Genomic DNA, 14,262 nt, shown 5'->3' with positions numbered 1-14,262 from the left:
TTTTACCGTAATTGCGAGGGGGTAGAGAAGGCTTATGAGTAAAAATCGACCTATTTTTATTTTGCTAGCATTCAAGGTTATGGAGTAGAAGAGAATCCAAAGAGTTTACGGTCTGGATTCGAATACGGAATACAACGTAGAATTCAAAAAAAGAAAAATAAGTCTTGATTTTTTGTTTCGTTTTGTATCAAGACAAAATGAAAGTAGTAGTTTGTGAGTAATTCTGATTCATGAGATTTCTCAGTCGCTCATAAAATCGCTTCTTCGAAATGACCGTTTTAGATTAATTGGATTAGGTTGTTATCCAATTCGACTTTAGTGTATGTAAGTAATCTTATTAAGAATACTCGTAAGTACGTCTTTTTTCTAACCAAGAACTCACACTACCTAGTTCACGAGCTTGATAAAAATTATTCTCTCGTAAAATACAATCTGTAGAAGCAGTTGTGTCTATTTTAATAAATCGATATAAAACCAATTTTATAATAGATTCTCTCACTGACTCGTAGGTAGCTCCGTTATTTTGATTGTTGTTAATTATTTCTTGAATAAAATTGTCTATTCTATTAAATTTAGTTTCAGTTAATAAGGCTTTAAAAACTACTTCTTCCATAATTCATGTTTTATACAGGCAAAATTATCTATTAGAACAATGATTTAAAAGGAGAAATATGCAGAAAAAAATGTGGATTTCCGAAGAGGTGTTTATTGGTCTCTGTCCAATTGAAGGAGTATGAGACTAAAAAATAGTAAGAACAGGAGTTACTCACTTTGTGAGATTTAACTACGCTGAACCTTACAATTTCTCACTCGTACCTTCTTCGAAATGAAAAGTATAGGAGAGGGTTAGTTCACCCCACAACACTTTTTGTATTTCACTCCGCTATCACAAGGACAAGGATCGTTTCTGGAAATATCAAGACGTTTTAAATGTAGATTCATGTCATCCATATCTTGCTTAAAAATTTGTTCTAGCAATTCATAAAGGTCAGGGTGTTTTCTAGCTAATAACTTTGGGCGTTCAAAAAAGTATTCGCTTGCTACCGAGAAAAACTCCGCTTTGTTAGTTCCTCCATACGGATTGATATCAGAAGCATCGTTGTATATTTCTTCAATCTTTTTGTTGATTAAGTCTACCCAAGGAATGCTGTATTGTTTTTCTAATAATACATGTGGAATTCCGTCAATATTTCCATCTAGTTTATCAATTAAATGCACAAATTCGTGGATGGCAGTATTCTTTTTATCGGTTTCATTTTCAAAACCTAGATGTAAAGCAGGTTTAGATAAAATCATTTTTCCTTCTAAATACCCGTTACCTACCATTCCTAAAATTCTTCGGTTGTTTCCTTCTGTTTCAAAATGTTCGTTAAACATGGCAGGATATAAAATGATTTCTTTGATGTTGGGGTAGCGCCATTCAGGAAAATTAAAAATAGGAATTACAGCACTGGAAGCTATAAGTAGTTTGTCCGTAATTGTAATCGTAACGTCAACACCAACAACGTCATGATTTAATAAAAATTCAAAAACCTTGAACTCGAACAATTCTTTTTTATCAGGAGTAAGTGCGTTGTAAAAAGCAACTTTTTTAGTTAAACTAATTTTCCATTTGTTAGGAAAGTGAGTTGTAGGTTGTTTCCATTGAGGTGCTGAGATATTTTTTTTGAATACAAGAAAAATACCTACGATTATAATTATAGATAGATAAGTCATTTAAAATAGAGTTGCGACAACCAGTAATTTTTTTCAAATATATAAAAATAGGGTAGAGTGGAAACATTAGTGAAGCCATTTACTAATCGACGGATTCCACTTTGACTTTGCTCAGTATCCATTTGTAATGACAGTTTGATATTAACTTAACGGATTGTTTTTTAAAGATATTTTAGATAACATCTTTGTGAAGATAAAAAGTCTGTGTAAAAATAATTACACAGACTTTTTATAAAAATAAAGAAGTGTTACGATTTTTGTTTTATAGCATTAATCGTTGTTTTTACCACAAACCAGCAGAAACATACAATACCTAAAGAGAATACAATATCTCCTATCATTCGCATCCATTTTAAGGTTTGTACTGTTGGATTGTATAATAACTCTGGATCTCTAGCAAAAGAATATCCTTTGGTTATTGAGGTGTATGCTTGAATTATACCAACTGGTAATAAGCTTAATACGACCATTAATATCAATCCAATATTTAAGAACCAAAATGCATTTTTTACCAATTTTTCGTTCCAAGCAATGTTTGAATATAGACGTAAACAAATTAAAATAAAGCCCATACCTAACATTCCATATACTCCAAACAAGGCAGTGTGTGCATGTACTGCAGTAGTATTTAACCCTTGAATGTAGTATAGTGCAATAGGAGGGTTGATTAAGAACCCGAATACACCAGCCCCTACCATGTTCCAAAAAGCAACAGCAATAAAGAAAAAGATAGGCCATTTATAACGTTGAATCCAAGCATTCTTTTTCAACAAATTCCAGTTTTCTCTAATTTCAAATCCCATTAAGGTAAGCGGTACCACTTCCAAAGCACTAAACGTAGCTCCTAAGGCAATGGCTTGCACCGGTGTTCCTGAATAATATAAGTGGTGTAAGGTACCAATGATACCACCTGCTAAGAAAATTGTTGCTGAGGCTATCGCTGTTTTTCCTGCTGTTTTGGTTGAAATAACTTTCATTCGAGAAAAGATATAAGCAATAACTACGGTAGCAAATACCTCAAAGAAACCTTCTACCCATAAGTGTACGAGCCACCACCTCCAATAATTAATTACTGGTAATGAGCTGTTTTCTCCATACATTAATCCTGAGAAAAAGAACATACCAATAGCAATTACAGCTATTAATAGGATAGAAAGTAAATGTTTAGAATCGTCTTTTTTACGGATACCATACCACACATGTCTACCAACCATAACTACCCATAATATTAAACCAATACCTAAGAATATTTGCCAGAATCTACCTAAATCCATGTATTCGTATCCCTGGTGGCCAAAGAAGAAGTTGGTAGTTAAATCTAAAAACTGATGTACACCTAACCATTCTCCTAACATTGAACCTAAGACAATTATTAATAAGGCTACAAATAAGAAGTTGATACCGAAAACTTGGTACTTCATTTCTTTACCACTGATTATTGGCGCTAAGAATAATCCTGTAGCTAACCAAGTAGCAGCAATCCAAAATACAGCAAGTTGCGTATGCCATGTTCTTGAGATTGAATACGGAAGATATTCAGATAAATTAAATCCGAAGAATGCATGCCCTTCTACTGTGTAATGTACAGTAACAATTCCCAAAACAACTTGTAATACAATAAGTAGGGAAATAACTAAAAAGTACTTCAATACTGCTTTTTGAGACCTAAATAGCTTTAAGTCGAGTAAAGGATCTTTGTTTGGGTTTGTTACTGCTTCTCCTTTTTCATGGTTTCGGATGTAATAATAAGTTAACACTCCAATAAATAGTAGTAATAAAATTATAGAGAACCCTGACCAAAGTTGTGAATCGGGAGTAATCGTATTATTAATTAACGGCTCATGTGGCCAGTTAGAAGTATAGGTGTAATCTTTTCCAGGTCTTTCTGTACTTGCTGCCCAAGAGGTCCAGAATAAGAAAGCATTTAGTTTTCGTAGTTTTTCAATATCGGTTAAGGCGCCTTCTGGAATGGCATATTTTTCATGACCTTTCGAAAAGATGTTTGTGTAATGTGCTGAGTTTGCTACAATAGCTTCTTTTCGTTCTTTTGAAATAGTTATTGATTGGTCTTTTTCATTAAACGTATTGGTTCTAATATCTTTTACCAATCGAGCTTTTAGAGCAGCTTTATTTTCTTCATCTAAAGCGTCATAATCAATATTAAAATCTCTTTTTGACCAATAGTTTAATAAGTAAACTGCTTCTTTATGAATCCAATCGGCTGTCCAGTCTGGAGCTACATAACTTCCGTGTCCCCAAATAGAACCCACTTCCATTCCTCCAATAGATTCCCATATATTTTGTCCATCTTGAATATCTTTTTTAGTGTATATAGTTTCGTTACTTCCGTTAACTTTTACTGTTTCAGGTATAGGGGGTTGGGTTTGGTAAACTTCTGTACCTACCCATATTAATGCAATAAATGATAATACGACTACTGCAATAAATCCAGTCCAAATTTTTCTCATTGTTAGTTATTTAATTGATTTTCTAATTTGATTGCTTTTTTAAATAGAATGTTGTTTTCTAAATGAATGTGTTTGTGTAAATCTTCTTCAAACTCTTGTAACATAGCTAAAGCAACTTTATAAGTGTTGCAGGCATCAGCAGGAGGAGTGTAGTTATTAGTAAGTTTTGAAATGATTCTAAATCTATCCCCTTCATTATCATGCTCAGTATGCATCATATTAATAGGGTTTTCTACCGTGCCAAATGTGGGAGGAGAAAGAGGAGTGTTCGTATTACTAGCCGTGACTAACTTTTTAATAAAAGGAAATAAAATAAGTTCCTCTTTTTTCATGTGAGTTGTTAGTTCACCTGCACTTTTTTTAAAAAGCCGTAAAACTTCATGTAGCTCAGTATGATTGTTACCATGTACCTTAGCTATTTTAGTTAGGTATTCTAAAACTTCAGGAATTTGTTTTTCTACATATACATGGTGATTTTGGTAGATGTAATCACACAAAAAATCTAACGACCAGTTTTGATAATCGTTATTTGATTTTGAACCCTTATCAATACGAATTAGTTTATTGATTAACGTATCTGGAATAATATTTTTTTTCATTGAAACTTCCTGAATAGTTCTATTACCATTGCAACAAAAATCAATTCCATATAGTTTAAAAATTGTAGCTGTTTTATAGTTGTTTGCAACTATGTTAGCTACTATTGAGTTGTTATTTATTTCCATTTTGTTTCAGTTTATACTTATAAATCATAAAAAGACCTTTTTATCTTTTATTAATGTAAATTTTTTTACTCTCGTTTTAGCCAGAAAGTATTTTTTTTATCCCGGGTGTATAATATATCATGAAGGGTATTCTTTTCTAACATTTTTCTTAGGTTATCTCTAATTTCTATAAATTTAAAGTGAAGAGGGCAGGGAGAGCTATCGTCACATTGCTTTAAACCCAATCCGCAACCTGTGTAAATACTATCACCATCTAATACACGAACCACATCACTTAAACGAATTTTTTTAAGGTCAGCTTTGTTAATTACAAATCCACCATAAGGTCCTTTAATAGAATCAATAATATTATTCTTCGTTAAAATTTGGAGTATTTTCCCTGTAAAAGCTTCTGGTGAATCAATAGCAGCAGCAATGGCTTTTACACCAACTTTGTTATCTAAGCTAGATTGCTCTGCAACAAAAATAGTTGCTCTTAAACCGTATTCACAAGATTTTGAAAACATATAAAATAATATGCTACAAAGATATTAGTTTTCTTTATAAAAGACACTAAAGTCTTTTATTTTTTTATAAAAAAAGCATCATTTTCTAATGATGCTTTTGAATGTTTTTAAGACTTAGTTTTTTCGGTACCAGTAAGCGGTTCTACCAAAGGCAGCAAAACCTATGTAGCCTCTAATTTTTAATTTGTTGTCGTTTTCAAGTTTAATATAACATTTATATTCTTTTCCGTTTTTAGGATCTAAAATTTTTCCACCGCTCCATTCGTCACCATCTTTTTTTAGTCCTGTTAAAATATTCATTCCTAAAATAGGGGTGTTTTTACGCTTCCCGCTACATTTATCACAAACAGCTTCTTGACGTTTTTCGTTTGTAATCTCAACAATTTTAGCGTATGCTTTTCCGCCTTTTTTATATACTTCAATTACAGAATCAACTTTGTTAGTTTCTTCATCGCGGTTTTCCCATTTTCCGAAAATAGTTTGTGCGCTCATTGAAAAGCTAATGGTAGTAAGTACTAAAGCAAAAAGTATTTTTTTCATAATTTAAAAGTTTTAATAGTATATCGTTTTCAAAAAGTATTCCAATTAATCGTATTGTGCATCAAAATTGCTATCCCATTTTCCTTGTACACGTAACACTTGTTCAATAATATCACGAGCACAACCGTTACCGCCAGTTTTATCAGAAATGTATTTTGAAATTTGTTGTATTTCACGAGCGGCATCGTTAGGGCAAGAAGGCATTCCAACGAGTTTCATTACAGGATAATCAGGAATGTCATCTCCCATGTACATCACATTTTCAGGATTCAATTTGTGCTTTTCAATCAATTCATTAAACTGTTTAATTTTGTTATGAGCACCTAAATAAATATCGGTAATACCTAAGCCTTCTAAACGTGTACGTACACCTTCATTTTTTCCTCCTGAGATGATACAAACTCTGTAGCCTGCTTTTACAGCAGCTTTTAAAGCGTACCCATCTTTAATATTCATTTGACGTAAGAGTTGCCCATCAGGAAAAACGGTTACAATTCCGTTAGTCAACACACCATCTACATCAAAAATAAAAGTATCTATTTGAGGTAAGTATTCTTTATAACTCTTTTCCATTTTTTTGGATTGATTTTGTAATAAGTTTATAAATTTCTTGTTGTTCAGCATTTAATAATGCTAAATGATTTTGAATAGTTTTTTGGTCATTTCTTTTGGCAGGACCTGTTTGTGCTGCCTCAGGACTCAACTTGGTTATTTTTTGAGCTGTTTCTTTAACCAACGGTTGTAGTACTTCAAAAGGAACTTGGTATTCATTACAAATATCAGCACCAATCTTATACATGTGGTTGGTAAAGTTATTTACAAAAACGGCTGCGACGTGTAATCGTTTACGTTGTTCAGAATTGATACGGTATATCTTTTTTCCGATTGATTTTGCTAGATCTTCTAATAACTGCAAGTCTTCTTCATTTTCAGCTTCTAAACAAAACGGAATTTCATCAAAATTAACTTCCTTGTCTTTTGAAAAACTTTGCAATAAGTAAAAAATACCTTTGCGACCTGTGTTTTGTAACGATTGTATAGCCACACTTCCAGAAGTGTGCACTACTAAACCGTTTTTTTGTTCAATTTTATGAGAAACATCACCAATAGCATCATCAGAAACAGCAATGATATATACATCAGCTTTTGTTAAAAGCTCTATGCTATTTGTAATAGAAGTAACTCCTTTTAAATGTTGAACTTGTTTAATATTTCGAGCATAAACCTGTACTAACGATACTTCGTTTGTTTTACTAAAAGCATTGGCTAAATGTGTAGCTACATTACCGCCTCCTATAATGGTAACCTTAATCATAGCACGAAGATATTGAAATTAATTAAAAATATTTTCGGATATTTGTACCATTATGATTGTATAAGTCGCCTCAAATAGTGGTGTTGCCTCAGCAACAAATAGTTATGTCTTACTCTTTTTAAGACAATTTTATGTATTTATAAAACTTTATAATGACTGATTACAATCAAACATCAAAACAAACCATATTTTCACTTTTTAAAGATGCTGTTTTAGGAAGACAGCAAGATTTTACGACGGGAAGTATTCGTAAAGCAATTTTTGTATTGGCTATTCCGATGATTTTGGAAATGCTGATGGAATCTATTTTTGCCTTGGTAGATATTATTTATGTATCAAGGGTAAGCGTAAATGCTGTAGCTACTGTAGGGTTAACAGAGTCTGTACTTACGTTAGTGTATGCTGTAGCTATAGGGTTGAGTATGGCGGCAACCGCTTTAGTTGCTCGTAGGACAGGAGAAAAAGATGCTGAAGGAGCAAACCAAACAGCAGTACAAGTTATTTTTTTAGGAGTATTTATTTCAATTCTTATTAGTGTTGTAGGGATTTTATATCCAAAAGAAATACTAGCACTCATGGGAGGGGAGCCAGACTTAATAGCTGAAGGTTTTGGTTATACCCAAGTATTGTTAGGAGGAAACATTACTGTAATGTTACTGTTTTTAATCAATGCTATTTTTAGAGGAGCAGGAAATGCATCTATAGCAATGTGGACGTTGATTTTATCAAACGGATTAAATATTATACTTGATCCTATTTTTATCTTCGGATTAGGACCTATACCTGCATACGGAGTAGAAGGAGCAGCTATAGCAACAACAATAGGTAGAGGAACAGCAGTTGTGGCACAATTGCTAGTATTGTTCTTTGGGGCAGGTAAAGTAAAATTAGTTGTTAAAGATCTAGTGATAAGAGCTTCAGTAATGATAAACTTAATTAAAGTGTCATTAGGTGGAATAGGGCAGTTTATTATTGGAACTTCAAGCTGGGTATTTTTAATGCGAATTATGTCTGAATTTGGAAGTGAAGTACTTGCTGGATATACAATTGCTATTCGAATAATGATGTTTACTTTAATGCCTGCTTGGGGAATGAGTAATGCAGCAGCAACATTGGTAGGCCAAAACTTAGGAGCACAACAACCGGAAAGGGCAGAGAAATCTGTTTGGATTACCAGTAAATATTGTGCTATTTTTATGGGAATAGTATCATTGATTTATATAGTTTTTGCCCCAACTTTTTTAGGATGGTTTTCTGAAAATTCTGAAGTTGTTGAAAATGGAGCATTGTGTTTACAAATTATGGCGGCAGGATATATAGCGTATGCATACGGAATGGTTGTAATTCAATCATTCAATGGTTCAGGTGATACGAAAACACCGACCTATATCAATTTTGTGTGTTTTTGGTTATTCCAATTACCGTTTGCATACCTTATGGCAATTACATTAGGTTTTGGCCCTATTGGAGTCTTTTTAGCAATAACCTTAGCAGAAGTTTTAATTGCCATTGTTGGTATTTGGATGTTTAAAAAAGGAAAATGGAAATTTGTTAAGGTATAAGGTAGTTTTTGTAACTTAGCTATTAAAGTTCTGTAAAGAAATCTAAAGTCTAAGGTTTTAAAATCTCTTATTACTATGAATACCAAGCAAAAATTAGGCATTAATACTATTTGTACGCATGTTGGTGAAATAAAAGACGAACAATTTAAAGGAGCTATTTCACCAATATACATGTCAACTTCTTACCAATTTGAAAATGTAGATGTAAAAAGGTATCCACGTTATTTTAATACGCCTAATCAAGAAGCGTTGTGTAAAAAAATATCTGCTTTAGAAAAAACAGAATCAGGCTTACTATTTGGTTCGGGTATGGCAGCTATTAGCACTTCTTTATTAGCTTTTTTACAAAAAGGAGACCATGTAGTACTGCAAGAAACGTTGTACGGAGGAACCTATAATTTTGTAGTAGAAGAATTTGAAAAATTTGGAATAGAATATTCGTTTACCAACAGTTTAGCCATTGAAGATTTTGAAAAAGAAATTCAACTAAATACACGTGTAATTTTTATTGAAACTCCATCCAATCCTTTATTAAAAGTAGTAGATATACAGGCTGTTGCTAATTTAGCAAAGCAACATGGTGTTGTAACAATGATTGATAACACTTTTGCTTCTCCAATTAATCAAACACCAGTTGATTTTGGAGTTGATATTATGATACATTCTGCGACTAAATATATGGGAGGCCATTCAGATATTTTGGCAGGAGCCGTAGCTGCTTCAGAAGAACATATAAAGAAAATATGGAATTTAGCTAAGAACTTAGGAGGGAGTTTAAGTGATTTTACGGTGTGGATGCTAGAGCGCAGTTTAAAAACAATGAATTTACGTGTAAAACGCCAAAGCAAGAATGCCTTAAAAATGGCAAAAATTTTAGAAAAAAATGAGCATATAGCTAAGGTATATTACCCAGGGTTAAAATCGCATACAGACTATGAGTTAGCCAAAGCTCAAATGAAGTATTTTGGAGGAATGTTGTCTTTTGAATTACAAGAAGAAATTGATGCTATGATATTTCAACGTAATTTAGCATTGATAAAACCGTCTATGAGTTTAGCAGGAGTTGAAAGTACCATGCTAAGTCCTGCAGAAACCTCGCATGCGTTACTTTCACCAGAAGAAAGAGCAAAGCAAGGAATAAAAGATGGACTTATTCGTTTTTCGGTAGGAATAGAAGAAACAAAAGATTTAATTAAAGATATAGAACAAGCATTACAAAAAACAATACAATAAATGAAACTAGATATATTAGCTTTTGGAGCGCATCCAGATGATGTTGAATTAGGATGTGCTGCTACCATAGCCAAAGAAATTTCACAAGGGAAAAGAGTAGGGATAGTTGATTTAACTCGTGGAGAACTAGGAACACGAGGTTCCGCTGAGTTAAGAGATAATGAAGCAAGAATAGCTGGTGAAATCTTAGGAATATCAGTACGTGAAAATTTAGGCTTTGCAGATGGCTTTTTTAAGAATGATAGAGAGCATCAATTAGAAATTATTAAAATGATACGTAAGTATCAACCAGAAATAGTATTGTGTAATGCTATTGACGATCGTCATATTGATCACCCAAAAGGAAGTAAATTAGTGTCTGATGCATGCTTTTTAAGTGGTTTACTTAAAATAGAAACAGCGTTAGATGGAGTTAAACAAGAAAAGTGGCGACCGAAACAAGTTTATCATTATATACAATGGAAAAATATAGAACCTGATTTTGTAGTAGATGTTACAGGTTTTATGGATAAAAAGATAGGTTCGGTTATGGCGTACTCATCGCAGTTTTTTGATCCTAAGAGTAACGAACCAGAAACACCAATAACTAGTGTAAACTTTACTGATAGTATTGAGTATAGAGCAAGAGATTTAGGAAGATTAATTGGAGTTGATTTTGCAGAAGGCTTTACGTCAGAGCGTTATGTGGCAGTAGAAAATTTAAGTAAATTAATTTAATAAAAAATTTTGCCAAAATATGAAAAGCTTGTATATTTGCACCCGCAAGTTACATGGTGATTGTAGCTCAGCTGGTTAGAGCGCCGGATTGTGGTTCCGGAGGTCGCCGGTTCGAACCCGGTCTTTCACCCAAAAAGCAAAAGCCTTTCTAAGTAGAAAGGCTTTTTTTGTGGGGTAAACTTATTTGGATAAGCAATAAAAAAAGCTTCTCAGTTATTTCTGAGAAGCTTTTCTGTTTTTTAGCCATTGCTCATATTTGTCCTTATGCTTAAAACGCTTATGTGTCCATAAATAAAACTCAGGCTGTTTCCTGATATTTCGTTCGGTAATTTCTAAATATTTGTCTGTTATTTGATAGTTTTCAAAGTCTTTTGGTGAATCTGTTATCAGTTCAAACTCAACTTCAAAATAACCTCTCTTAATTTTTCTTGCAGCATAATTAACTACTGCAAAATCATATTTTTTTGAAAGTATTTCAGCTCCTGTATGTATGGGAACTTTTACTCCTAAAAATTCAGACCAATAGTGAGTTTTGTGCACTTGAGGAGACTGGTCACTAAGTAGTATGTAGAGTCCTTGTGTGTTGTTTTTGTAATTTTTGTGAATTCCCTTTATGGTTTCAGAAGTTTTAAAACCAGTAACACCAAACTTGGATCTTGATGTTTTTACTACTTTTTCAAAATATTTATTAGCCAGTTTAGTATATGCTCCAAAAACAGGTATATCTAAAACTAAAGGAGTGTTTATAGACCATTCCCAGTTAGCTTGATGCGCTCCTACTAAAGCAATACTTTTGCCTTCTTTTGCAAGTTTGTTAACAAGTTCGGGGTTTTTGTATTTATAGCGTTTAAGTATTTCTTTTTCACTAATTGTAAAAGATTTGATACTCTCAAAAATTAAATCGACAAAGTGTTTATAAAACTTTCTTGCAATGTTTTTTATTTCCTTATCACTTTTATCTGGAAAAGCCATTTTTAGGTTTTCAATAACAACTTTTTTACGGTAGCCTACAAGGTCGAAAACAATAAAGCGAAAAAAATCAGAAATTATATATAATAATCTCATTGGTAAAATTGATAATATCCATATAAGTGGATACACAATAATAAATATGAGTAGTTTCATTAAGTTTTAATTTTAGGCAAATATCGTATTAATTAATGAATGATTTACTTTATTAACTTTTGTTTATGTTTGTGGATATATATAAAACTATGAGTCAAATTATTATTATACTAATTGTAGCTAATGTATTAGTATCTCTTAAAGGGTTTAACGATGCTGTTTTTTTTGATCGCTATAAATTTCAGGTTCAAAAAATATTGGACGGAGAGAAAATACGCATGCTAACCTCTGGTTTTTTACATGTAGATTGGTTGCATTTGGGGTTTAACATGTATGCTTTGTATTTGTTTGGAAAAGTGGTTGATTCAAGTTTTGGAACATTAAACTTTATACTAATTTATTTTGCAAGTTTAATAGCAGGAAGTATGTATTCGTTGCATCAGTATAAAAGGGTACCATACTACAGTGCGGTTGGTGCATCTGGAGCAGTTTCAGGGGTAATATTTTCTTCTATAATGTTGTACCCAGGTATGGAGTTAATTATGTTGCCAATACCAGTTCCAATACCAGGATATGTTTTTGGTGTTGGGTATTTGTTGTACTCTATTTACGGAATGAAAAACCAAGTAGGTAATATCGGTCATTCAGCACATTTAGGTGGTGCTATTGGTGGTTATTTAATAACATTGTTGTTGCGACCAAGTGTGATAACAAATCATACAGTAATGATTGTTATTATGGCGTTAATTATTGTTGGGTTATTTTTCTTTGGAGATAAACTAAAAATGAATAAATAAAAAAACCGAAACTAATGTTTCGGTTTTTTTTGAGCGAGAGACCAGGTTCGAACTGGCGACATTCAGCTTGGAAGGCTGACGCTCTACCAACTGAGCTACTCTCGCATTGGTAAAGTTTTGCAATTACTTGCTATATTTTAATTAGAGCGGGAGACCAGGTTCGAACTGGCGACATTCAGCTTGGAAGGCTGACGCTCTACCAACTGAGCTACTCCCGCAGTAAAGCGGTTGCAAATATAAGACTGTTTCTAATATCTGCAAAGACTTTTTTGAAAAAAATTAACAAAGAATTTACCTTTTAGATATAACTTTCAGAAAGTGAATAGTATAAGGTTTTAAATGTTTTATATGCTGTAAGACTATTTATAGAAGATGAGTATAAAATCTATTTTTTTATGTAATAAAATGCACTAAAACCTGTTTCAATATTCTTGTAGTTTATCATAAGTTATGATGCTGAACATGATTTAAAAATTTAAAAAGGAACTAATATCTAAATAATCAATTAAAAAAGACTATCTTTGTCGCGTTCAAGTAGAACACCTTAATTATTTCAAGGTAGTATATATTAATTAGTTTTTTGAGTTTATTCTCTTCTTGCCTTTTTTATTTCATTATTCCTTTATTTTTTTTAAGTGTTTATAGCATAATAGCTTTTTGTAACTGTGTAATAACATTATAAAATAGTTATATAAAGGTTCTTCTTTTACACAACATTATATAATAATTTAAAATTTAAGTAAGATGCAAGAAGGCACAGTAAAATTTTTTAACAGCTCAAAAGGATTTGGGTTTATTACATCATCAGAATCAGGAGAAGATATTTTTGTACACAACTCAGGGTTAATTGACGACGTTAGAGAGAATGATAAAGTACGTTACGATACCGAACAAGGTAAAAAAGGCTTAAACGCTTTTAATGTAGAAATTGTAGATTAAAGTTGTGGTTAGTTTATAACCTATACATAACTATATAAAAAAGGCTATCTGAAAAGATGGCCTTTTTTTATGTTCAATTTTTAAGCGAATCACCTTTTGAAATAAAAGGTAATCAAAACTCAGAACTCAAGAGTAATAAAAGAAATATTGGTTGCATGTTGTGTTTTTAAATTATAGGTTTTAAGATGTAAGAAATCTGAACCAAATAACAAAGACTAAAAGGATAGTAACCCATGAAAAGATATTAAAAAATAGTTAAAAAAAATTGAAAAACCTGTCTTTGTCAGCTAAAGCTGTTCTATATTTTTCATGGAAGTTTTTTGATCTACTTATAAGAAAACTTGAACCTTTTCTGATAAAAAAGAAAGAGAATATTAAGAATAATGTATCTATAATAATTTCATGCATGTGAGCAAAATTATTAAAAATAGAATAAAGTAAAACTGTAGTATGAGGAATAAAAAAGAACCCACTCAAAAAGATTGAGTGGGAAAATTGCTATGAAAAAGAACTTAAGACGTCTCTTAAGTATTACAAATTTACCTATAATTTAATTAATAAAAGAATAAAAAGACGTAAAAAAAAGTAAGGATAAGCCAAAAAAATATTTTTTTTGATTTGTAGCTCTAATAAAAAGTATAGATTTTAAGGTTGAAGTATTAAAGGAGGAGAAAAAAGC

At 32.1% G+C, this 14,262-nt stretch carries 14 protein-coding genes and 3 tRNA genes; 6 read left to right on the top strand and 11 right to left on the bottom strand.

Annotation, left to right across the window (positions count from 1 at the left end):
* Positions 1-337: 337 nt before the first annotated feature.
* The 8 genes from Q4517_RS05435 to Q4517_RS05400 all read right to left on the bottom strand — a co-directional run bounded on the left by Q4517_RS05435 (position 338) and on the right by Q4517_RS05400 (position 7,270).
* Positions 338-613 carry a hypothetical protein gene (locus tag Q4517_RS05435; RefSeq protein WP_303507109.1) on the bottom strand — a complete coding sequence of 92 codons (276 nt, stop codon included), beginning with the start codon at positions 611-613 and terminating at the stop codon, positions 338-340.
* Between the two features lie 233 nt (positions 614-846).
* Positions 847-1,716, bottom strand: a complete 870-nt coding sequence (locus Q4517_RS05430; RefSeq protein ID WP_303507106.1) for a zinc-dependent peptidase — start codon at positions 1,714-1,716, stop codon at positions 847-849.
* Positions 1,717-1,964: 248 nt separating this feature from the next.
* Positions 1,965-4,184 (bottom strand): nitric-oxide reductase large subunit, encoded by a 2,220-nt coding sequence (locus tag Q4517_RS05425; RefSeq protein ID WP_303507104.1) that lies wholly within the window; start codon positions 4,182-4,184, stop codon positions 1,965-1,967.
* A 2-nt stretch (positions 4,185-4,186) separates the two neighbouring features.
* Positions 4,187-4,909, bottom strand: a complete 723-nt coding sequence (gene ric / locus Q4517_RS05420; protein ID WP_303507102.1) for an iron-sulfur cluster repair di-iron protein — start codon at positions 4,907-4,909, stop codon at positions 4,187-4,189.
* 65 nt (positions 4,910-4,974) lie between these two features.
* On the bottom strand, positions 4,975-5,415 hold the full coding sequence (locus tag Q4517_RS05415) for an Rrf2 family transcriptional regulator (RefSeq protein ID WP_303507099.1): 441 nt from the start codon (positions 5,413-5,415) through the stop codon (positions 4,975-4,977).
* 114 nt (positions 5,416-5,529) lie between these two features.
* The gene (locus tag Q4517_RS05410) at positions 5,530-5,955 is read right to left on the bottom strand and encodes a DUF2147 domain-containing protein (protein ID WP_303507096.1); all 426 of its coding nucleotides are present in this window, start codon (positions 5,953-5,955) and stop codon (positions 5,530-5,532) included.
* Positions 5,956-6,000: 45 nt separating this feature from the next.
* Positions 6,001-6,528, bottom strand: coding sequence for an HAD family hydrolase (locus Q4517_RS05405; protein ID WP_303507094.1), 528 nt, complete (start codon positions 6,526-6,528; stop codon positions 6,001-6,003).
* Entirely contained in the window at positions 6,512-7,270 is a 759-nt protein-coding gene (locus Q4517_RS05400) for a Rossmann-like and DUF2520 domain-containing protein (RefSeq protein ID WP_303507091.1), read from the bottom strand. Before Q4517_RS05400 ends, Q4517_RS05405 begins: the two co-directional genes overlap by 17 nt.
* A gap of 152 nt (positions 7,271-7,422) precedes the next feature.
* Between Q4517_RS05400 and Q4517_RS05395 the strand changes: the two genes are divergently transcribed.
* The 4 genes from Q4517_RS05395 (at position 7,423) to Q4517_RS05380 (ending at position 10,913) form a co-directional block, all read left to right on the top strand.
* The gene (locus Q4517_RS05395) at positions 7,423-8,832 is read left to right on the top strand and encodes an MATE family efflux transporter (RefSeq protein ID WP_303507089.1); all 1,410 of its coding nucleotides are present in this window, start codon (positions 7,423-7,425) and stop codon (positions 8,830-8,832) included.
* 75 nt (positions 8,833-8,907) lie between these two features.
* A complete protein-coding gene (locus Q4517_RS05390) occupies positions 8,908-10,065 on the top strand; it encodes a PLP-dependent aspartate aminotransferase family protein (RefSeq protein ID WP_303507087.1) in 1,158 nt (385 codons plus the stop codon).
* Positions 10,066-10,782, top strand: coding sequence for a bacillithiol biosynthesis deacetylase BshB1 (bshB1, locus tag Q4517_RS05385; RefSeq protein ID WP_303507085.1), 717 nt, complete (start codon positions 10,066-10,068; stop codon positions 10,780-10,782).
* Positions 10,783-10,837: 55 nt separating this feature from the next.
* Positions 10,838-10,913 (top strand) — tRNA-His (locus Q4517_RS05380).
* An 82-nt stretch (positions 10,914-10,995) separates the two neighbouring features.
* Here the strand turns inward: Q4517_RS05380 and Q4517_RS05375 are convergent.
* Positions 10,996-11,907: a lysophospholipid acyltransferase family protein gene (locus Q4517_RS05375; protein ID WP_303507083.1), complete on the bottom strand. Its 912-nt coding sequence runs from the start codon at positions 11,905-11,907 to the stop codon at positions 10,996-10,998.
* Positions 11,908-11,996: 89 nt separating this feature from the next.
* Between Q4517_RS05375 and Q4517_RS05370 the strand changes: the two genes are divergently transcribed.
* Positions 11,997-12,644, top strand: a complete 648-nt coding sequence (locus tag Q4517_RS05370; protein WP_303507081.1) for a rhomboid family intramembrane serine protease — start codon at positions 11,997-11,999, stop codon at positions 12,642-12,644.
* Positions 12,645-12,676: 32 nt separating this feature from the next.
* On the opposite strand, the gene Q4517_RS05365 is transcribed toward Q4517_RS05370, so the two are convergent.
* Together Q4517_RS05365 and Q4517_RS05360 are read right to left on the bottom strand one after the other, a co-directional pair.
* Positions 12,677-12,749: transfer RNA gene (locus Q4517_RS05365), tRNA-Gly, on the bottom strand.
* A 40-nt stretch (positions 12,750-12,789) separates the two neighbouring features.
* Positions 12,790-12,862 (bottom strand) — tRNA-Gly (locus Q4517_RS05360).
* Positions 12,863-13,388: 526 nt separating this feature from the next.
* On the opposite strand from Q4517_RS05360, the gene Q4517_RS05355 reads away from it, so the two are divergent.
* Positions 13,389-13,583: a cold-shock protein gene (locus Q4517_RS05355; protein ID WP_303507078.1), complete on the top strand. Its 195-nt coding sequence runs from the start codon at positions 13,389-13,391 to the stop codon at positions 13,581-13,583.
* Positions 13,584-14,262 lie beyond the last annotated feature (679 nt).

It is taken from the genome of Tenacibaculum sp. 1_MG-2023, assembly GCF_030547425.1.
Lineage (GTDB): Bacteria > Bacteroidota > Bacteroidia > Flavobacteriales > Flavobacteriaceae > Polaribacter.
The sequence above is the reverse complement of the archived record's forward strand: the minus strand, read 5'-3'. Positions and strand labels throughout refer to the sequence as shown.